The following is a 19304-nucleotide window of genomic DNA, read 5'->3' on the forward strand; positions in this document are numbered from 1 at the left end:
CTTGTTCAGGAAGCGCCCACCTCGTCAGGTGGGCGCTTTCGTCTGCTTGTTGTGAACTTAGCGCTCTCGGTTGAGGCTTTGCACGGTCAGGTCCAGCGCCTTGTACATGTCCAGCCGGGCGGAAAGACCGATATCCGGGTGATTCAGTTCATTGGCCCGTTCGGAAGGTAATATCGGGGCGGTCAAGTCATCCGCGTCTGTCGGCTCGAAATCGTACTCTTCACCAATGGTCATGGCGCTACGCCGCAGTAGCATGCGGAGCTGTGCGGGTGTCAGCTTAGGTTCAATCGACATCATGGCCGCCAACAGGCCTGCTACCAACGGCGTCGCGTAGGAAGTGCCGCAATGCGCCTCGCCACGCTCATCTGCTACCAGGGTGGACCCTCGCACACAGGCAGCAGCGGTGATATCCACCCGCATATCGATATTGGAAGCGTTGCGTTTGACCACGTAGCGGGGATCGTCGACCTGCACGTCCTCATCGCTACGCTCATGCCCGCCCACCACGAATAGCTGGTCGGTTACGAAAGAGGAAGGGAGCCGATACTCGTCACTGCCTGAAAAGGAAGACGCGTTGCCCGCTGAGTTGACGACCACCACATCGGGGTGCTCCTCGCGTAGCCATAGAAAGAACTCTTCAAGCAGTTCCTCGTAACCGCTCATGGCGATACCGGAGCGTACCAACGAGTCAATCTCTTCCCCGTTAATGTCGATTGCGCCGACGCGATGAATACCCCAGCTCCAGTTGAGTACGCGTACGCCGTCTTCCACCAGATTGACCGAGGCGGCGATATTGGCCGTAATGCCTGCATCCGAATTGCGATCGACGATCACGTCGAAGCCAGGACCGACATCGTCCAATCCACGCAAAAAGCCGCTGTTGCCCCCTTCATTCCAAGCCGCAGCAAACACCCCAGCCACCGTCGTACCATGCCCGTCAGGTTTGGCGGCATCTCGGGCATAAACGCAGGTTCTATGTGCATCGGCGCGGCACTCGCCCAGGTAGTCAGCAAAATCAGGTGCGTCGAAATCTACTTCCCGTTCGATGACCCCAATGCGGATTGGCTGCGTCTCGATATCCTCGCCATGGCCCTGAGAGGTCAGACGTCGTTGATAATAGTTCACCGCATCCAGAAAGCGGTTGGATGCCCATTCCTGATCATCTTCCGCAGCGGGTGGCGTCGTTGTTTCGCGCTCAATACTCTCTTCTGCTCCCGACTCTTCGACCACAACGGCATCCACGCTGACTTCGCTGCCAAGCCTAAGCACTAACGCGTCGCGCTCAACCAGGTTGTTGGCGGGCAAGCGCAACTGATAGGTGTTGAGTGGCGGAATCATGCCGACTACCTCAGCGTCGTACTTCGCTGCTAAGCGCTGGGCTTCTTGAGCGCCATCGTGGCTCTCTTCAATAATCAGGCTGACTAGATCCACGTAGGTGGTGATGTCATCCATGTTCTTAGCCACTTCCCGGTCTGTGGCCGCCACCACATGACTGCCCTTGAGGCTGATCCAGACCGGGTTGCTGGACTGGTCATGCTGCTCAAACCACAATGGCCCGCTTTCTGCGTCAGCCTTGATGCGTACTCGTACCCGATCATCATGGTAGGTGAGGTCTTCTGCTGGGAGTGGCGTACCGTTCAGTTTCACCTGAAAGTCGTTGCTATCAAGCCCGCTGACATGCAGGCAGAATTCCTGAGTATCCATCTGAAGCAGGTTGCCGCAGCGCTGCAGTTGTTCGACGCGCAAAGGCGGTTCATCGTTGACAGACGGCTCCGCAACCGCGACAGATCCGCTTAACATTAATGCCAGCCCCCAATACAACCGACCAGCGCCAAAAAACGTTTCTGGCATATTACGACCCCACACAGTATCCAATTGACCGCTCGTAGCATAAACGTATTAGCTGAACAGGACATGAACCCGGTCGATACGAAAGGGGAATTCGTTTATGTTTTAACGGTTATAACGATAACGGAGTTTAGGCAGTGTTCGGGCGACTGGCGGAAGGCGAGTGGACATGATGAGCGCTGCAATAGCAGCATACATGGCCCACTCTTGCATATCGGCGCGCACTACCCAGAAGAAGTGCAGCAGTACCAGGCCTAAAATGACGTAGGAAAATTTGTGCAGTGGTTTCCAGCGTTTGCCTAGGCGGCGCATCGACCATTTGTTAGACGTAGCCCCGAGTATGGCAAGGCCGATCAGCGCGATCATTCCGACGATAATATACGGGCGTTTGACGATCTCGCTACCCAGTAGTGCCCAGTTAAGCCCGAGGATAAACAGTGCGTAACTGAGCATATGCAGCGTGGCGTAGGCCAGTGCCCAAAGGCCCAACTGGCGTCGGATTAATGCAAATCCCTTCCAGCGGGTAAGTTTGGATAGTGGCGTAAGGCTCAAGGTAAGAAGCAATATCCACAGTGCGCCGATGCCGATATTCAGCAGCAAGTAGCGTCCCGGTTCAGGCCCCGCGGCGTTATTGGCTACCTGCCAACTCCAAAACACCAACGGCGCTAGCGCCGCCAGAAATACTGCCACGCGCCAAGCCAACCATTTGTGATGCGTAGCCATCAGTAGTTCTTCCTTAAATCTAACCCCGCATACATCTCGGCGACTTCGTCGGCGTAGCCGTTAAACATCAGGGTATCGATGGTGTTGGGGTTGAACAGGCTGTTGGGCAGGCGCCGCTCGGTGGCTTGGCTCCAGCGGGGGTGATCAACCTCTGGGTTAACGTTGGCGTAGAAGCCGTACTCGTCGGCGGCGATCTTCTGCCAGGAGTTAACCGGCTGCTCTTCCACCAGAGAGATACGCACAATTGACTTGATACTCTTAAAGCCGTACTTCCAGGGCACGACTAACCGTAGAGGAGCGCCGTTTTGATTGGGCAATTCGCGGCCGTACATTCCCATGGCCAGTATCGTGAGCGGGTGCATGGCTTCGTCCAGGCGCAGGCCTTCTACATAGGGCCAATCGATGATCGAGAACGATGAGCGTTGCCCGCGCATTTGCTCGGGGTCCACCAGGGTTTCAAAACGTACATATTTGGCTTTGCTGGTAGGGTCGGCGCGTTTGATGATGTCGGCCAGCGGAATGCCCAGCCAGGGGATTACCATCGACCACGCCTCGACGCAGCGCAGGCGGTAAATACGTTCTTCAAACTGCGAGGGCTTAGCGAAATCCTCTAAGGCAAAGCGGCCACCGTTATTGACTTCGCCATCGACCACCACGCTCCAGGGTTCGGTTTGCAGGCTACCTGCGTGGCGGGCCGGGTCGCCCTTGTCAGTGCCGAATTCGAAAAAGTTGTTGTAGCCACTGGCGTCGTCAAAGGGGGCAATTTTATCGTTGTCAGGGTTACTCGGGGTAACGGCACGCCATTGGGTTTCGCTGATTTTTTCTTTCAACCATTCTGGTGCGCTACCTTCAGGCACATCGGAATAGTCGGTATTAGCGCGTGCGTGGCCGGAAAGGGCAAGCCCTGCGCCTAACCCCGCCATCCCGCCCATAAAGCGCCGCCGTGAGAGGTAGATAGATTCCGGGGTCACATCGGATTCGTGTAAATCACTCGGTTTAGCAATCTTTATTAGCATTAGGTGTCTCCACTATGGCCTTTATGGGTAGCATACGCGGTGAATGCAGCATTCGATATTAATGGGTGTCGTAAGTTCGCCAAACCTTACACAAAACCCTTACGTTTTAAGTTGAACTGGTCGGGGTAGCTTGGTCGCCCCTTTGATGAACTGTTGCTTAGGAGTTCGTTTTTAGATGATCGAAGCCCGGGGGTTAACCCGTATTCCTCTACGTAATGCCGTCTTTGTTGCCTGCGTGGTTCTGCTGTTGATTTCGCTGGTGGGGGTATTTTTCTCATTAACATGGCTGTGGGGCGTGGCGGTCTTTGGCATGCTTGCTGGGCTGGGGCTTTATGACCTAAGCCAAACGCGGCGAACGGTGAGCCGTAACTACCCAGTGCTGGCCCACTTTCGCTATGTTCTAGAGTCAATCGGGCCGGAAATCCGCCAGTACTTCATCCAGTCGGATCTTGACGAACGCCCCTTTTCCCGCGAGCAGCGCGCCGTGGTGTACCAGCGTGCTAAAAATGAGAGCGATAAAAAGCCCTTTGGCTCCCTGCTGGATATGTATCAGCCAGGGCATGAGTGGATCAACCACTCGCTACTCCCTTGCGCTATTGAAAACGCGGACTTCCGCGTGCGCGTGGGCGGCAGTCATTGCAGCCAACCTTACCTGGCAAGCGTGCTGAATATTTCTGCGATGAGCTTTGGCTCGCTTTCGGGCAATGCTATTGAAGCGCTTAATGCGGGGGCATGTAAGGGCGGTTTTTATCACGACACCGGTGAAGGGTCGATCTCCCGCTACCATCGTAGGCACGGTGGTGATTTGGTCTGGGAAATAGGCTCCGGTTACTTCGGCTGCCGTAACGATGATGGCTCATTTAATGAAGAGCGCTTTGCTGCCAACGCCAGTGACGATCAGGTAAAGATGATCGAAATTAAGCTATCTCAAGGTGCTAAACCCGGCCATGGCGGCATATTGCCCGCGGCCAAGGTAACCGCAGAAATAGCCGAAGCGCGAGAGGTGCCCATGGGCCAGGATGTCATTTCTCCTGCTGCACACTCGGCTTTTTCGACGCCGCTAGAGCTGATGGACTTTATTGCCCGCCTGCGTTCGCTTTCTGATGGTAAACCGGTGGGCTTTAAGCTGGCGATTGGCCACCCCTGGGAGTGGTTTGCAATCGTTAAAGCCATGCTGGAAAGTGGTGAGCGGCCTGATTTTATTGTCGTGGACGGCGGTGAAGGGGGAACCGGAGCAGCGCCACTCGAGCTGATCAATCGTATGGGGGTACCATTAACCGAAGCCGTCATGCTGGTGCATAACACCCTGGTGGGGGCCGGGTTGCGCGAGGAGATTCGTATTGGTGCGGCGGGCAAGATCATGTCTGGCTTTCATATTGCCCGAACCATGGCGCTAGGGGCCGACTGGTGCAATTCGGCCAGGGGCTTTATGTTTTCATTGGGGTGTATTCAGGCGCTTAACTGCCACTCCGATAAGTGCCCTAGCGGCGTAGCGACTCAAGATCCCCATCGCGGCCGCCATTTGGATATTGCCGATAAAACCGCGCGGGTCTACCACTTCCACCGGAATACCCTGAAAGCGCTGGCGGAAATGCTGGGCGCCGCAGGGCTTAGCCACCCTAGCGAGCTGGGGCCCGAGCACATTATCCGACGTGTCTCGGAAAACGAAATTCAGTCCTATGATCAAATATTTGCTTTTTTGAAGCCCAATGAACTGCTCAATGCAAAATGCGAGCACACGGTATTTAAGCACTATTGGGAAAATGCCCGAGCCGACTCCTTTCTGCCGCCTGCGCAGGTTGCTCGGCTGCGCTTTACCAAGTTGGAGTGACCGTGGCGCTTGGCTTGGATGGCTTTGTTTCCATTTTGCCGTTAAGAAGGACACTCCATGGCATCTACTCGCCGTGAACTGATATCACTGATAGAGCAGGGCGCGATACCGCCTGAGCAGGTGACGCGTGCAGTGCAATCTTCTGGATTGCGCCCTTCGCCTCGCGCTTGGGCCCTGTTTATTGATCGCCTGCTGCTGTGGCTGGGTGGGCTGGCGCTGGCCTTCGCGGTACTGTTTTTCATTGCCTACAACTGGACCGAAATGAGTCGTTGGCTGCGCTTTGGCGTGATGCAAGCAGCGATGGTGCTGGCGGTAGGTGTCGCCATTTGGCCCACGGCCAGCCAGATGGTGCAGCGTGTGGCGCTAACGTCGGCCACTTTATGGGTGGGCGTGCTGTTGGCGCTGTTCGGGCAGGTATACCAGACCGGTGCCGACACTTGGCAGCTGTTCTTTACCTGGGCGTTGCTCGCTATGCCCTGGGTCTGGGTGGCGCGTTTTGAGCCGCTTTGGGTTTTGTGTCTGGGATTAATGAACCTGGCTATTGGGCTCTATTTCCATACCTGGGGCGGGCCGTTTGGTGTGTTGACCAGTAGCGACGCTGCGCTGTGGGGGCTGTTTTTACTCAACACCCTGGCATTGGCAACCTGGGAATGGGGTGCCCGTTACCGGGGCTGGCCACGGCAGTGGGCACCACGCTTGCTCGCGGTGGGCAGTGGGGTTCCCATGACGCTGTTAGTGGTGACGTTGATCGTCGATGTCGGCCTCGTATGGTCACCAGTGCTAGCGATTTATCCGCTCTGGCTAGCGGCGCTGTATGGCATTTACCGCTACTGGCGGCCTGACCTGATTATGATCGCGGGCGGCTGTGTCTCATTGATAACGGTGACCACGCTGCTGCTGGCAAGGCTTCTGCTATGGGAGGGCGATTGGCAGGAGGGGAGTCTGCTGCTGATCACCATCGCGGTACTGGCGATGGGCGCTGGGGCCGTGGTGTGGCTAAAACGGCTGCATCGGGAGCTTTCCCAGTGACAAACAACGTTAATGATTTAAGGGTTAGGCTGAACCAGGCGGGTATTCCGTTGGACGAGCCCACTTCCCCAGCGCAGCTGCAAACGCCTTGGTTTGTGCGGGTATTGCAGGCCTTTTCCGGCTGGTTGGCGGCGCTATTTCTGCTCGGTTTTATCGCCATGGGCGTGGTGTTTGTGGTGGAAAGTTCAGCGGCATCAATGGGCCTGGGAGCTGCGATGATCGGCGCGGCTTATGGGTTGTTTCGCCGGGCTCGCAGCGATGTGCTGGAACATCTGGCGTTGGCCATAAGCCTGTCGGGTCAACTGCTTGTCGCGTGGTCATTGGTGACATGGTGGGAAGCCTCCCCTGACTCGCTATGGATACTGCTGGGGTGGTCTCTCTTTGGCTTACAGTGCGTCTTGGCGCTGATAATGCCGAGCCTGGTTCACCGTACGTTTTCAGCGTTTGCTGCCAGCTTGGCGCTCTATATGGCCTTGGCGACGAGTGCTATGGCGCCAGTGGCGAGCGGTCTAGTGCTGTTGGCGCTAACACTGCTTTGGCTGAATGAGTTTCGCTGGCCTGGGCGTATTCGGGACATACAAGCATGGGGCTATGGCCTGTTGATAGGTCTGCTGTTGATACAGGGCTTAGTCCATAGCGGCCAGTCGTTCGCCTTCTGGATCGACGCACAGAACACTAACGCTTTTGCATGGTCAGTGCCTTGGCTAAATGCCGTGTTAGTTGCGCTCTCTCTAGTGCTGCTGCTCTATACCCTTCCTCATTCTAAAATCCATTGGGGTTTGTATCTAAGTCCTATCGGGCTGCTGCTGATCTCATTTTATGCGCCGGGAGTAGGCCAGGGCTTGATGGTCTTACTGTTAGGTTTCGCAATGAGTCATCGGCTAGTGATGGGGCTGGGGGTGTTTTCGCTATTGGTGGGGATGGGCAGCTATTACTACTGGCTGGAAGCGACGCTATTAACAAAGGCGCTAACGTTGCTGATGTTAGGTGGCGTACTGCTGGCGCTACGCTGGGCGTTGGGGAAGTGGCTTGCATCGCTCAAGCCAACAACAAAAGGCGTTGCCAATGAAAAATGACCGCAAGCGAAACCGCTGGATCATAGTGTTAGCGACAATCGTTGTGCTGGCGGTGGTGAACTGGGCCATTTGGCAGAAAGAGCGTCACCTAGCCGAGGGTGAAATCGTCTACCTGGAACTGGCACCTGTCGACCCACGCTCATTGATGCAGGGCGACTATATGGCGCTAAACTTTGCGCTAAGTAACCAAATTCAAAGCGCGCTTTTTCAACAGGATGAAGTTCAGCAAGCAAGCAACGGATATGTGGTGGTGCGCCTGGATGATCAACGTATCGCCCACTTTCAGCGGCTGGATAATGGCACTGCCCTTGGTGATGAAGAGAGGCGACTGCGCTATCGTCTGCGCAATGGTCAGGTACGCTTCGCCACCGATGCGTTCTTCTTTCAGGAAGGCCACGGCGAACGTTATGAGTCAGCGTTGTATGGTCAATTCCTCGTTAACTCACAAGGAGAGCTCTTACTGGCGTCCCTACACGATGAAACCCTTAAAGATCTCAGCCCGAAGCCGGTTAAGGGCTGATCAAGGAGTGCTGGGCGCTCCCGGTTGCGTGGTTCGGGAGCACCCACTTTCTAGCGTCAGGCGATCTGGCGTTCTGCCTCGGCTGGAACCGTGGCTCGGCGCAGGAAGTCCCGGTTAATGGGGCTGTGCGGTTTGAGCGCTAGGCGTTCGTTGGCCATACCTTCGGCAAGCTGGCGATTCCCGCCGCGTAGAGCGGCCTCGGTCAGCGTCCAGTCGATGATGTCGCGTTGCGCATGACTGCCGCCGAAAGCGTTGGCGATGAATCGCGCCGAGTGAAGGCGTTCGGCGGCAGTGGTGTAGTGGCCGCGCCAGAAGGCTACAAATCCTTCCGCAAGGGGCAGGCCGATGTGTCGAGCCCAGGTCGCCGTCTCGGAGCTGCGGCCAGAATTACGTAGCGTCTTCAGCAGCGCTTCCACCCGTTCTTCGCGACCGGCACCCAGGTAAGCCATAACCGCGTGCCAATCGTTGAAGGGGTAGAGCTGGCCGTCCGCATGCTGATCCCAGGCGACCGCCAGTTCCTGCCAACGCTCTCCGACGTCCTGACCAGTGAGTGTCAGCCGCCATAACAGCGCTGAGGCGTCGATCATATCTAGCACCACGGCGCTGTGCTCTTGGCGGATCGGGCCGTCATAGAGGGCCAACGCTTCTTGAGTTTGTCCGAGGTCGAGGTGGCAGAGGGCGAGATGCCACCAGTTGTGTACCTTGAACAGATTGTCGTCGCCGCTCCAGTAAGGCTCGCGCGCGGTCATCCAGCCAATACCGTCTTGGGCGCGGCCCTGCATCTCCATAACGTGGGCGACGGCGTGATGCGCCCAACAGTCTAGCGGCTGAATATCTAGTGCTTGTCGGCCGACCTGCTCAGCGTGTGCGTAGTCGCCTGTCTCCTCCAGCCCGAAGGCATACATCCCCATTGCAATTGAATGGCCCGGGATATCGGACGACCATTGGGGTAACACACGAGCGAGGCGGTCACGCAAGTTGCGGGCGTTAGCGCGGTAGAAATCGATGAGGTGGCCAGCCTGCAGAGCCAGTAGGTCGTGGGGATAGCGAAGGTTGTGGTAATCCAGGGCGATCCCAGCAGCGCTCCACTCGCCGGCAAGCAGCTGTGCGAGGATAGCGACATGGGAGGCCTCCCGGTCATTCAAATGGGCGCCACTAGCGGCGGCTAAGTCGATTTTTGCGGCGGCAGCGGCGGCGGGCTCTGTGGCCAGTGCAAACAGGTAGGCCCTGGCGATACGTGCCATAGTGAAATTGGGGGTGGCTTCAATGGCTTGATCGAGTGGCGTTACGGGGTCTCCGCGGTAAAGGTTAAAGGCGTCAATGGCGCGTTGATACAGCGCCACAGTTTCAGCAGTTGCGCCTGGCAGGATATTGCCTTGGCGATCGGTCAGCATAGCAGGGCCCTCCAGCTTCTCGTTGTGATTTTTACTAGTGGCAGCAAGTCTGCCGTCTATCGCCGGTCACTTTGCTTGCCAGGCTGCTAGACTAAGTTGAAAGGCGGAAAACTATAATGGTCGAGGCGCCGGTGTTGTTGTCCGATCCGCCGCAATAGAGACCCAAGCCCATGGATGCTGCACTTGATGTGCTGCGCATGATTCGATTTTCCGGCGGCATCTTTCTTGATGCGGAATTCTCTGCACCTTGGTGTGTCGCGGCCCAGGTCACCCCAGAGGATTGCCAGCCTTACTCGCCAGTACCTCAGGGGATTCTTGCTTACCACTACGTCAGCGCTGGGCAGCTGTTGTTGCAGGTGGGGCAAGGGCCTCCAGTAGCCGTTTCGGCGGGGCATATCGTGCTGCTACCTCGCAACGACCCGCATCTTCTCAGCAGTGAGCTGGGCGTGCAGCCGGTAAGCGTCGATCATCTGCTGCAGCCTACACATGCTGGAGGGCTGACGCGGATCGTCTACGGCGGCGGTGGCGAAACCACCCATCTACTGTGCGGTTTTCTGCATAGCGAGACCCCTTGTGATGTGCTGACCGGCGTGCTGCCCAGAATGATGACGCTGGATGTGTTGGAGGCCGCGGCCAGAGCCTGGATCGAGAGTTCTTTCCGCTTTGCCGCCTCGGAACTCGCTGGCGGGTCGGTGCGCTCACCAGCACTACTCGCGAGACTCGCTGAAGTGTTGTTTATCGAGGCAGCGCAGCGCTATCTCACCCGACTGCCACCCGAGCAACGTGCCTGGGTCGGAGGACTGGGCGACCCTTTTGTCAGTCGGGCGCTGACCCAACTGCATGATTTCCCCGAGCGTCACTGGACAACGCAAGCGTTGGCGCGCCAAGTTGGGCTCTCGCGCTCTGCCTTTGCGGAACGTTTCACTGAGCTGGTGGGTATGCCGCCGATGCGTTATCTGGCCAGGCTGCGTATGCAGCTCGCTGCGCGGCGCCTTAGCGAATCTTTGGACCCTATCTCACGTATCGCGTTGGAAGCGGGGTATGAGTCGGAAACCGCTTTTAACAAAGCGTTCAAGCGCGCATTTGGATCGCCACCCGCGACTTGGCGTCGCGAACAGCGCGCGCTGCACTAACTCGATGACTGAACCGTATGCTCCAATCTCCAGTCCAACTTTAGTCATCCAGCCCCACGAGCGACATGAAGAGCTAACTGTTTGTCAGAAATGTGGCTGTTGCTACACATCGCCTTGTTTCATTAAGCAAGGTACTCTATCCGTTACCCAACCTCTGACATGGATGGGTCAGCACTCAACGCTGGCCTGTCGGTGGTAGGCAAACTGACCCACTTCAATGAATAAGGCATTTATGAAAGCAAACGGCTCGTGGCTCGCATGGGGTTTGTTGGTGATGGCACTGACCTTGTCCAACCTATGCGCGGCACAAACTCAAGGAGGAGAGAGCGAAAGTGACCGATGGTTTACTATCGATGAGTTAAATACCGGCCTTGGTGAGCCTCCCGAAGAAGCTAACCGAGTAACACCACGAGAATCGGTCAGAAGTTTTCTTCACCTGACGGATCAGGAGGAGTATGAGGCCGCTGCCCATATGCTCAACCTTTCCGAATTTTCAGAGGGTGAACAGCGTGAGAAGGGGAGTGAGCTGGCCAGGCAGTTAGCTGAGATTTTTCAGCGTGGTGAATGGCTTAGCGTTTCTGATTTGCCCGGCCGGGAAGATGGGCTCATTGAAGACCCCACAGGCCAAAACCCTCGCGTTGGTAAGACGCGTCGAAATATCGAGGTGTCATCCCTACAGGCCGATGGAGAAACCTACGATATTCGCCTGGGCCGCTATCGCGTAGCGGATCAAGAACCCGTTTGGCTGATCATGCCGATCAGCGTCTCGTATATTCCGGTGCTGTATGAGCAATACGGCCCCTCAATGGTGGAAAGCTATATTCCCGAGCGCCTCCAGGCACCCTTTGGCATCCTGAGGATTTGGGAGTGGATTGCGATTCCGCTCTTTTTGATAGTGGTCGGCCTTGTCGGATGGGGAGTTCACCGCTTCATTGGGTTGATATCGAAATGGCTGCCATCTGGAATGTCGAGCATTTTTGCCAGTCAAATTGGTATGCCAGTAGCGCTGATTGCGATGTCCATGGTCACCCAGATGATGTTGGACTATGTAGTGTCGTTTTCGGCGGTTGCCACCACCACGCTCCGTGTGTTGTTAATCAGCGTTTTGGCCTGGGGTGTCGGCACCATTGCGTTGCGCTTGGTAGATACCATTATGCTGCGTTTAACGCGGCGAATCGTGGGCGAGATAGATGACACTAAACCCAGGGATGAGCGCAGGCTACTAACCTCTCTCTACGCGTTGCGCCGGGTCATTATTCTGTTCACCGTGACCGGTGTCTCAATCTACATACTGGGTCAGGTTCAGCTTTTCGAAACGCTCGGCTTATCCATTCTGGCTTCAGCCAGCGTATTGGCCGTATTAGTGGGTGTGGCTGGCCAAACGGTGCTTGGTAATATTCTCTCCTCATTTCAGTTGTCATTAGCCAAGCCCATTCGCATTGGTGATCTGGTGATCTTTGAAGGCGAGTGGTGTTATGTAGAAGGCATCTTTTATACCTTTATCCGTCTGCGGTCATGGGACGAGCGGCGTTTGATCGTGCCTGTTACCTATTTTACCTCTAAGCCTTTCGATAATTTGTCGGTGAAGAGCACCAAGATGTATCGGTCATTGACGCTGACGCTTCACCTCAGTGCCGATATAGGGTTGTTAAGAGATAAATTCCTCGAAGTAGCCAAAGAGGAGGATAGCGTTATCGAACACCATAAACTGCTGTGTTACGTGACCGCTCAAACAGGAACGGCACAAACCGTCACCTGTTATTTCATGACCTCAGACCCGTTAGCGGGTTGGACAGCAGAGATGAACGTGCGCGAGCAGCTGTTGGCATTTGTCCGGGATAACCATCCAGAGTGGTGGCCAAGAGAAATTGTGGTCATCAGTCACAGCGACATCGCCCGCGGGGCGCAAGGTAAAAGCTCGCCGGGAACGGGCAGTGCTGAAGCAAAGAGCTCTGACACAAATAGTTCTGAAGCAAATAATTCTGAGGTAAATAGTACTGAAGCGGATAAATACTGAAGTAGATACCCTTAGGCAAACTCATCAACAGGCAGGCAGCGGCAATATGCTGCCTTATCAACGCCTGTAAGGGGGAGAGCTCCTCCCCCTTCAACTCATCGCTGAGCCTCATCATTGTCTGCAGTGATTGGGTGAGCATAACGGTCAAGCAGCGTTAAGAAACCGTCTTCGTCAATGAACCCTTTGTCCCCCGTGATATACCATCGTTGGCCATCTATTTCGTGGATAGCCTGGGCGGTGCGCTGGGGTGCGTTGAGATAGCCCTGCATTATCTGGGGACCGCTAATCAATACCATGCCTGCCTCTCCGGTAGGAAGTTCCTCAAAGCTTTCTGGCTTGACGATTTTGAAACTGGTGCCGGGTAGCGGCATACCCACGGTGCCTGGTTTGCTGCCGCGCTGTACCTGCTGGTAATTAACGCCCAGAGCGTCGGGTAGATTTACTGAGGCCACGGGGGCAACTTCGGTGGCGCCGTAACCTTCATAAACGGGCTTATTAAATTTCAGTTCAAAACGGGCGCGTACATCCTCGTCGAGCTTTTCGGCTCCGGCAACTACCACCCGCAGGCTTTCCAGCATCATCGGATGTACGGCTGAATTGCTGACAAACATCGACAGGAAACTGGACATGCTGAACAAGAGGGTGGCTTTGTGCTTGGCAACGGCGCCAGCAATGCCGGGAGCATCGGTGGGGTTAGCATGGCTGATCAGCGGCAGCCCTTCGATTAACGGCAGCAATTGAGTCACTGTGAAGCCAAACACGTGAAACAGGGGCAGCGACCCCATGACCACATCGTCGCTCTGAGTATTGAGTACATCAGAGGTCTGTTTAATATTGGCCATCAGGTTGCGATGGCTCAACATTACGCCCTTGGGAGAGCCATCGCTGCCGCTTGTGAACACGATGGCGGCGGTGGCATCTGCATCGTGACTACGGCAGAAACCATGCTGCACCAACCATGTCGGCAACAGGCGAACGACTAGCCAGGTACTCAAGCGTTCGGCGGTGCCAATGTCTCTCTGCAGTTGCTCCAGGTAGATCACCTGCTTTCCGTTTAGTAATTGGCTGATAGTTAGCCCACTCTTTTCTAATTTCTTCACGAAGTGCTGTGAGGTGAAGACGACAGCAATGTCCGCCTGGGAAAGCGCTGACGCCAGCACCTCCTGGGGGGTGGTGTAGTTGAGGTTCACCACTGTTTTACCGGCCAGTAGTGTTGCCATGTTGGCAATGACCCCGGTGCTGCTGGTAGGAAGCAGCAGGCCGACGTTTTGACCGGGATTGAGTTTGCGAATACGTTTCGCCAGTAACAGGCTGGCGCTCAACGCTTGGCTTGCGTTCAGCGGCCTGCCCAGGGTATCCGCCAAGGCGAGGTTGCTAGGCCGACGTTTAACGGTTTGAATCCAGGCGTTGGGTAGCGTCGGCAGTTCGTCCATGGCTCGTTGCCAGGAACGGGTTGCCTGCTCAAAAATACGCCGTTTGAGCACATCCGCCGGGGTATCCTTGGGAAGCGGCTTGCCAAACGCGACGATAACCGAACGGTGCAATGGGGCGTTACGCAGCTCCTTTAACTTGCTGGAGGAGCGCGAGAACTGGCTACCCCATAGGCCACGCAGGTAGAACGGTACGATTTTGACGTCTGGATTTGCCATGTCACAGGCGCGCTCGTAACCACGTCGGAATTCGCCCAGTTGACCAGTGCTGCTGATGGCTCCTTCAGGAAACAGGCACACCACTTCTCCGGCATTGAGCTGTGTGGCCACATCGGCGAGCGCCTGTTCGGCGCCGCTGCCGCGCTCGATGGGAATACAGCCCAGTGCTTTGAAGAACCCGCGTAGGTACCAGCGCTGATAAACCGATTTCAGCATCACAAAGCGCACTGGACGCGGGCTGGCGATCTGCACCATAGCCCAATCCACCCAGCTGATATGGTTGCCCAATAGCAGCACGCCGCCCTGGGCGGGCAGGTTCTCCAGTCCATGTACATCTACCCGATAGCGGCGTGTCAGCAGGAAGCTCAACAGAAAGCGCACCAAGCTTTGGGGCAGTTTGAATATCGTATAACCGCCGCCCACCATGGCCACAGTAGCGATGAGTAGCAGCAGGTAGTGGCTATTAACACCCGCCAACGCGAACAGCGCCGTGAGCACCAAAAAGCCCATCATGGCGATGTTTTGAATCCAGTTATTGGCGGCCAGCACGGTGCCTAGCTCGCTGTCGGCAGCGTGAAACTGAATCAGCGCGTTAAGCGGCACGATGAAAAGCCCACCCATGATGCCGATAAACACAAAGTTCAGCGCTTGGCTAACGGGTGTGGTTAATAGCGGCAAGCACCATAAACCCACCGCCACTCCCACCGCGCCGACGGGGATCAAGCCGGTTTCAATACGGTTGTGGGAAAGTTTGCTGGCGAATAGGGAGCCAAGCGCAATCCCTATGCCGCTAGCGGCGAGAATTCCCTGAAGCACTAAGGTGTTATCGATACTCAGGGCATCTTTGGCGTAAGCGGGAAAAGCCGCCAACAGCACTTGGCCCACTGACCAAAAGGTGGCAAGGCCGATAATCGAGAGCCTGATGACCGGCTGGTGAGCGATAATCCGCAGGTTGTCTTTTAGTGCTGCACCCTTGATGTAGCGCTGCCAGGTCAGCGGTGTGTGTGACCGAGTGGAACTATCAAGCGGCAAGCGGTAAAGCGCCACTACCTGAAGGAGACTATTGAGAACCAGCAGCCAGCCCAGAGGGGCGATTTGGCGCAACAGCTGCGCTGCGGTTTGATCTTGCGGTGACACCCAGGTCTCGAAAAGCGCGGTAAACGCCACGGTGCCCGCCAGAATGGCGCCAATCGTGATGGCTTGGATCAGGCCGTTGGCTTCTGCCAAACGCGGCTTGCCGAATAGCCCTTTCACCAAACCGTATTTGGCCGGGGAGTAAAAAGCCGATTGAATCGCCAGCAGTAGCGTCATGGAAAATGCCAGCCAAAACCAACCTTGATAGTAGGCGGCGGTGATGCCCAGTGAGACCACGACGGCGGCCCAGGCCGACGTGCGCAGAATGCGTACTTTGGGGTAGCTGTCCGCCACATGGCCTGCTGGGCTAAACAGTAAAATAAACGGCAGCAGTATCAACCCGTTGACCAGTGCGGTAAGTACGACCTGTGCTTCGCCATCGTAACTTTTGAATATCGTGTTCTGTATGACGATCTTGTGCCCTAGATCCACAAAGGCATTGAGAAAAATAGCGATCAAATAGGGCCAAGCGCCCTTCAAGTGCAGTAGTCGATGCATCGTTGTTTAGCCTTCTTAATCCCTGGAAGTCGTAGCACTTTCTCTGTGAGGCTTGCGGGTTGCAACTCATTTGCACAAAGTTGTGTCATGGGTGCTATTTGGTAGCATTATTTGCTACTTTTTTGTGTAATGCCTTTTCATGCCGTTTAAGAGATTCCTATGTCCCAAGCCTATTCGCTGATTGAAACGCTAAAACGCCAGCTTCGCGCTCAGGGTAAAACCTATGCCGATGTCGCTCAGTGGTTGGCGCTGAGCGAGGCCTCTGTGAAGCGCCTATTCGCTGAGAAGCACTTTACGCTATCGCGGCTAGAGTGTATCTGTGACCAGTTGAATCTCGAATTCGCCGAGCTGGTGCAGACCATGCAAGCTGACGAGCAGCGTCTGCAGGAGCTAACCCATGCTCAAGAGCAGAGTATTGTGGATGATCGTGAGCTGTTTCTGGTGGCTGTCTGCGTCATCAATGGCTATAGCTTCGACGAAATCCATCACCAGTACCAATTAAGTGAACCGGAATGTACCCGGCAGCTACTCAAGCTTGAACGGCTTAAGCTCATTGATTTACTTCCCGATAACCGGATCCGGCGACGGGTTGCTGCCAATTTCCGCTGGCGCGCAGATGGGCCTATACAGCGTTTCTTTCAGCAGCATATCGCCAACGAATTTTTCCGCTCACGTTTCGATAGCGACAGCGAAAAGCTGATCGTGCTCAATGGCCTGTTATCCCCGGCAGGTAACGCTGAGTGGCAGCAGACCATGCAGCGCCTGGCGAAAGAGTTTCATGCGCTATGCGAACGAGAGAGCGGGCTGCCCATTCATCAGCGGTTTGGCACGACCTCTGTGCTGGCGGTACGGCAGTGGCAGTATGGGCTTTTCCAAGGCTACAAGCGCGAAGGGTTAAACAAGAAGGTAGATTAAATTAAGTAAGGACGAGGCGAACCATTTCTTTCGCTGCGCCGCTTTTCGGTATTCTGTTTGGTACACTGCTGCTCAATGAGCCGCTAAGCATTAATTTTATAATCGGTGGCGGCGTGATTTTAGTTGGCATCATTCTGGTGACTCGCTAAACGCATGCATCCATCTACCTTTGCGAAGACACCGATATGAGCATCACCCCTTTTCAAGCACTGGCGTGCCCGCTAGACGGAAAACCACTCAGTTGGTCGGATAGCGTTTGGCGATGCCCTGATGGGCACAGTTTTGATATCGCTAAACAGGGGTACATTAACCTACTGCCGGTGCAGCAAAAGCGATCCCATGACCCGGGTGATAGCAAAGCGATGGTGGCCGCTCGCCAGCGTTTTCTTGAAGCAGGGCACTACCAACCCATTGCGGAGGCAGTCAGTCATGCTGTATTGGGTCATGCGGAGGTTCAAAAGGCCGATAGCCTGCCGTTTAGCTGCCTGGATGCGGGCTGCGGTGAAGGTTATTACCTTCGCCAATTAGCTGATGCGGCGTCTAACGCGCAGACACTTTCGCTAATGGGGCTGGATATCTCTAAGTGGGCGGTTTTGGCCGCAGCAAAACAGGATGCTAAACAGGCACCGCTAAGCAGTTGGGTCGTGGGTAGTAATGCGCACTTGCCGGTGCAGACGGGAACGCTGAATAGTGTGCTGTGTATGTTTGGCTTTCCAGTCATCAGCGAGTTTGCTCGCGTGTTGAAAACCGGTGGCGTCTTGCTGCAGATTGAAGCGGGGGGCAATCACTTGAGGGAGCTGCGGGAGATTATCTATCCTACGTTAAAAGCTGAGCGTTCAAGTGAGACGGTAGTGCCCGATGGCTTTACTCACCATGGCAGTGAGAGAGTAAGTTACCCGCTTGCACTAAACGGAAGGGATGAAATTGCCGATCTGTTGGCGATGACGCCGCATCTTTACCGTGCCAGTGCTGAAGGGCGTGCTCGTGCAGCGGCGCTTGAAGAGCTGGCGGTGACGGTAGATGTGCGGGTAGAGCAGTGGCTGCGTACCTAGCCCGTTCAGTAAAGAATCTGCTAAAAGTAATATCTCTAAACGCAACAAAGCCCGCATAAGCGGGCTTTGTTATCCGAACCTCGGAAGGTTCGAGCAAATTCTAAAGCGCTATGTCTTAAAAGACTTAGGCTTAGGAAATTTGCTTGATGTTTGAAGCTTGAAGGCCTTTCTTGCCCTGGGTAACGTCAAAAGAAACGTTAGCACCTTCTTGCAGGGTTTTGAAGCCGTCTGCTTGAATTTCAGAGAAATGGGCAAACAGGTCATCGCCGCCGTCAGAAGGAGCAATAAAACCGAAGCCTTTAGTATCGTTGAACCACTTAACTGTGCCAGTAGACATAGTAAAAATCCTCTCGCGCAAAGCGCTTAGTAAAGTTCCTGGTATCACCCAGATTAATAGCGGATAAAACAAGGAATACAATTACAGGCTTGCCGAAAGATCTCGTACACGTTTATCTCGTACATTTCTAAATCTTTTTCGTACACTTCTGAAACCATGCTTGCTTGCTAACCAACTGACGCTACAGTGTCATGAAATGTAGCGTATGTCAAAGCCTTTGTTGGTTATCTTACCTTTGTGCTCACTCAATAGTCTCTATTGCCAGCCCACTTTCCATACGCTGTCATCTTTTAAGCTTTCCCACGGCACAACGAACTCACGATGAGAGTAAATAGCCTCAAGTACGACCTCTACTACGTTCTCTTCTTCATCGCGCAGCAGCTGGGTAACCATAAAGTGCTTCTCTTTATTGCTTGGCTGGGCAGCCGTCCATTTGCTGTGGTGTAGCTTGCTCGGATTAATCGTATGCATTGACGCTCCTTGGCAAAGATATCGCCTGTTAGCTGGCATAAGTGATTATGCGCTTACTGTTGTACCCAACCTTCAATGCCAAGCTCTGCATTGAGGCTTCTTAGGATCTCAGTTCGTTCGCGGCCGTTTTCAGAGTGACAGCCAGTATCGTGTTCAAGCACCGCGTGTGCGCCATCTTTATTAACCCACGTCACTGTATAGTTAGGCAGGTCGGTGGCACGGGGTTCGCAATCAAGGGTTTGCTGCGTTGTTCCCATTTCGGGTTGCATTGTAGCTAGTCGCTCTTGCAGCGAACGGAAGACAATCGCATTTCCTGGTTGAATGCGCTCACCTTCCACGGCAGTGTGACGTTCACCTGTGTAGCGGGTTGTACCATCCGCCTCAACCGCAACGCTATAGACAGGGCAAGTGCCGTAGCAAGGGCCTACTTCATAACTGATTTCAGCTAGGCTGTTTTCGCTGGTCGCGTCGTAATGCTGCGCGCAGCCCGCTGTCATTAGCGCCAATGTGGATGCCGCGAAGCAGGTGATAGAAAAACGCATGCGAAAACTCCTTTTCTTGTAAAGATAATCTGATTTGATACGTTATTTGCAAAGGGCTTCATTAGGGGCAGAAATACCGCAATGATTGAATCAGGTATTAGGCTTTGCAGTGTATGTTA

17 protein-coding genes are annotated in these 19304 nt (G+C 54.9%); 9 read left to right on the top strand and 8 right to left on the bottom strand.

The window, feature by feature from the left end:
- Positions 1-57 precede the first annotated feature (57 nt).
- The 3 genes from AC5TBW_RS03880 to msrP form a co-directional block, all read right to left on the bottom strand.
- Positions 58-1851 (bottom strand): S8/S53 family peptidase, encoded by a 1794-nt coding sequence (locus AC5TBW_RS03880; RefSeq protein ID WP_495510808.1) that lies wholly within the window; start codon positions 1849-1851, stop codon positions 58-60.
- Between the two features lie 102 nt (positions 1852-1953).
- Positions 1954-2571: a protein-methionine-sulfoxide reductase heme-binding subunit MsrQ gene (gene msrQ, locus AC5TBW_RS03885; RefSeq protein ID WP_495510809.1), complete on the bottom strand. Its 618-nt coding sequence runs from the start codon at positions 2569-2571 to the stop codon at positions 1954-1956.
- Complete coding sequence (gene msrP / locus AC5TBW_RS03890) at positions 2571-3587, bottom strand: protein-methionine-sulfoxide reductase catalytic subunit MsrP (protein WP_495510810.1); 1017 nt, start codon at positions 3585-3587, stop codon at positions 2571-2573. Before msrP ends, msrQ begins: the two co-directional genes overlap by 1 nt.
- Positions 3588-3762: 175 nt before the next feature.
- Here msrP and AC5TBW_RS03895 point away from each other — a divergent pair, with 175 nt between their 5' ends.
- Genes AC5TBW_RS03895 through AC5TBW_RS03910 form a run of 4 tightly spaced genes read left to right on the top strand, consistent with a single transcriptional unit; the run spans position 3763 to position 8043 of the window.
- Entirely contained in the window at positions 3763-5418 is a 1656-nt protein-coding gene (locus AC5TBW_RS03895; RefSeq protein ID WP_495510811.1) for an FMN-binding glutamate synthase family protein, read from the top strand.
- 57 nt (positions 5419-5475) lie between these two features.
- Positions 5476-6447: a DUF2157 domain-containing protein gene (locus AC5TBW_RS03900; protein WP_495510812.1), complete on the top strand. Its 972-nt coding sequence runs from the start codon at positions 5476-5478 to the stop codon at positions 6445-6447.
- The gene (locus tag AC5TBW_RS03905) at positions 6444-7523 is read left to right on the top strand and encodes a DUF4401 domain-containing protein (RefSeq protein ID WP_495510813.1); all 1080 of its coding nucleotides are present in this window, start codon (positions 6444-6446) and stop codon (positions 7521-7523) included. Before AC5TBW_RS03900 ends, AC5TBW_RS03905 begins: the two co-directional genes overlap by 4 nt.
- Entirely contained in the window at positions 7513-8043 is a 531-nt protein-coding gene (locus AC5TBW_RS03910; protein WP_495510814.1) for a GDYXXLXY domain-containing protein, read from the top strand. Before AC5TBW_RS03905 ends, AC5TBW_RS03910 begins: the two co-directional genes overlap by 11 nt.
- Positions 8044-8099: 56 nt before the next feature.
- On the opposite strand, the gene AC5TBW_RS03915 is transcribed toward AC5TBW_RS03910, so the two are convergent.
- Positions 8100-9437, bottom strand: a complete 1338-nt coding sequence (locus tag AC5TBW_RS03915; RefSeq protein WP_495510815.1) for a tetratricopeptide repeat protein — start codon at positions 9435-9437, stop codon at positions 8100-8102.
- A gap of 170 nt (positions 9438-9607) precedes the next feature.
- Between AC5TBW_RS03915 and AC5TBW_RS03920 the strand changes: the two genes are divergently transcribed.
- Positions 9608-10570, top strand: coding sequence for an AraC family transcriptional regulator (locus tag AC5TBW_RS03920; RefSeq protein ID WP_495510816.1), 963 nt, complete (start codon positions 9608-9610; stop codon positions 10568-10570).
- A 232-nt stretch (positions 10571-10802) separates the two neighbouring features.
- On the top strand, positions 10803-12587 hold the full coding sequence (locus tag AC5TBW_RS03925; protein ID WP_495510817.1) for a mechanosensitive ion channel family protein: 1785 nt from the start codon (positions 10803-10805) through the stop codon (positions 12585-12587).
- Positions 12588-12682: 95 nt separating this feature from the next.
- Here AC5TBW_RS03925 and AC5TBW_RS03930 read toward each other — a convergent pair whose 3' ends face one another.
- A complete protein-coding gene (locus AC5TBW_RS03930) occupies positions 12683-15868 on the bottom strand; it encodes an acyl-[ACP]--phospholipid O-acyltransferase (protein ID WP_495510818.1) in 3186 nt (1061 codons plus the stop codon).
- A 159-nt stretch (positions 15869-16027) separates the two neighbouring features.
- Here AC5TBW_RS03930 and AC5TBW_RS03935 point away from each other — a divergent pair, with 159 nt between their 5' ends.
- The 3 genes from AC5TBW_RS03935 to AC5TBW_RS03945 are packed head-to-tail and all read left to right on the top strand — an operon-like array spanning position 16028 to position 17835.
- Positions 16028-16783, top strand: a complete 756-nt coding sequence (locus tag AC5TBW_RS03935) for a helix-turn-helix domain-containing protein (protein WP_495510819.1) — start codon at positions 16028-16030, stop codon at positions 16781-16783.
- Positions 16784-16806: 23 nt separating this feature from the next.
- Entirely contained in the window at positions 16807-16932 is a 126-nt protein-coding gene (locus AC5TBW_RS03940) for a hypothetical protein (RefSeq protein ID WP_495511909.1), read from the top strand.
- A 36-nt stretch (positions 16933-16968) separates the two neighbouring features.
- The gene (locus tag AC5TBW_RS03945) at positions 16969-17835 is read left to right on the top strand and encodes a putative RNA methyltransferase (RefSeq protein WP_495510820.1); all 867 of its coding nucleotides are present in this window, start codon (positions 16969-16971) and stop codon (positions 17833-17835) included.
- A 130-nt stretch (positions 17836-17965) separates the two neighbouring features.
- Here the strand turns inward: AC5TBW_RS03945 and AC5TBW_RS03950 are convergent, their stop codons facing one another.
- The 3 genes from AC5TBW_RS03950 to AC5TBW_RS03960 form a co-directional block, all read right to left on the bottom strand.
- Positions 17966-18172: a cold-shock protein gene (locus AC5TBW_RS03950; RefSeq protein ID WP_007111402.1), complete on the bottom strand. Its 207-nt coding sequence runs from the start codon at positions 18170-18172 to the stop codon at positions 17966-17968.
- A gap of 255 nt (positions 18173-18427) precedes the next feature.
- A complete protein-coding gene (locus tag AC5TBW_RS03955; protein ID WP_495510821.1) occupies positions 18428-18643 on the bottom strand; it encodes a TIGR02450 family Trp-rich protein in 216 nt (71 codons plus the stop codon).
- A 53-nt stretch (positions 18644-18696) separates the two neighbouring features.
- Positions 18697-19185 carry a DUF6438 domain-containing protein gene (locus tag AC5TBW_RS03960; protein WP_495510822.1) on the bottom strand — a complete coding sequence of 163 codons (489 nt, stop codon included), beginning with the start codon at positions 19183-19185 and terminating at the stop codon, positions 18697-18699.
- Positions 19186-19304 lie beyond the last annotated feature (119 nt).

It is taken from the genome of Vreelandella sp. ssv (assembly GCF_059448525.1).

What these genes read in the sequence shown, in the direction of transcription:
- AC5TBW_RS03935 (WP_495510819.1), top strand. Translation starts at nt 16,028, where the DNA reads ATGTCCCAAGCCTATTCGCTGATTGAAACGCTAAAACGCCAGCTTCGC.
- msrQ (WP_495510809.1), bottom strand. Translation starts at nt 2,571, where the DNA reads ATGGCTACGCATCACAAATGGTTGGCTTGGCGCGTGGCAGTATTTCTG.
- AC5TBW_RS03930 (WP_495510818.1), bottom strand. Translation starts at nt 15,868, where the DNA reads ATGCATCGACTACTGCACTTGAAGGGCGCTTGGCCCTATTTGATCGCT.
- AC5TBW_RS03960 (WP_495510822.1), bottom strand. Translation starts at nt 19,185, where the DNA reads ATGCGTTTTTCTATCACCTGCTTCGCGGCATCCACATTGGCGCTAATG.
- AC5TBW_RS03920 (WP_495510816.1), top strand. Translation starts at nt 9,608, where the DNA reads ATGGATGCTGCACTTGATGTGCTGCGCATGATTCGATTTTCCGGCGGC.
- AC5TBW_RS03915 (WP_495510815.1), bottom strand. Translation starts at nt 9,437, where the DNA reads ATGCTGACCGATCGCCAAGGCAATATCCTGCCAGGCGCAACTGCTGAA.
- AC5TBW_RS03910 (WP_495510814.1), top strand. Translation starts at nt 7,513, where the DNA reads ATGAAAAATGACCGCAAGCGAAACCGCTGGATCATAGTGTTAGCGACA.
- msrP (WP_495510810.1), bottom strand. Translation starts at nt 3,587, where the DNA reads ATGCTAATAAAGATTGCTAAACCGAGTGATTTACACGAATCCGATGTG.
- AC5TBW_RS03925 (WP_495510817.1), top strand. Translation starts at nt 10,803, where the DNA reads ATGAAAGCAAACGGCTCGTGGCTCGCATGGGGTTTGTTGGTGATGGCA.
- AC5TBW_RS03955 (WP_495510821.1), bottom strand. Translation starts at nt 18,643, where the DNA reads ATGCATACGATTAATCCGAGCAAGCTACACCACAGCAAATGGACGGCT.
- AC5TBW_RS03945 (WP_495510820.1), top strand. Translation starts at nt 16,969, where the DNA reads ATGAGCATCACCCCTTTTCAAGCACTGGCGTGCCCGCTAGACGGAAAA.
- AC5TBW_RS03880 (WP_495510808.1), bottom strand. Translation starts at nt 1,851, where the DNA reads ATGCCAGAAACGTTTTTTGGCGCTGGTCGGTTGTATTGGGGGCTGGCA.
- AC5TBW_RS03950 (WP_007111402.1), bottom strand. Translation starts at nt 18,172, where the DNA reads ATGTCTACTGGCACAGTTAAGTGGTTCAACGATACTAAAGGCTTCGGT.
- AC5TBW_RS03895 (WP_495510811.1), top strand. Translation starts at nt 3,763, where the DNA reads ATGATCGAAGCCCGGGGGTTAACCCGTATTCCTCTACGTAATGCCGTC.
- AC5TBW_RS03900 (WP_495510812.1), top strand. Translation starts at nt 5,476, where the DNA reads ATGGCATCTACTCGCCGTGAACTGATATCACTGATAGAGCAGGGCGCG.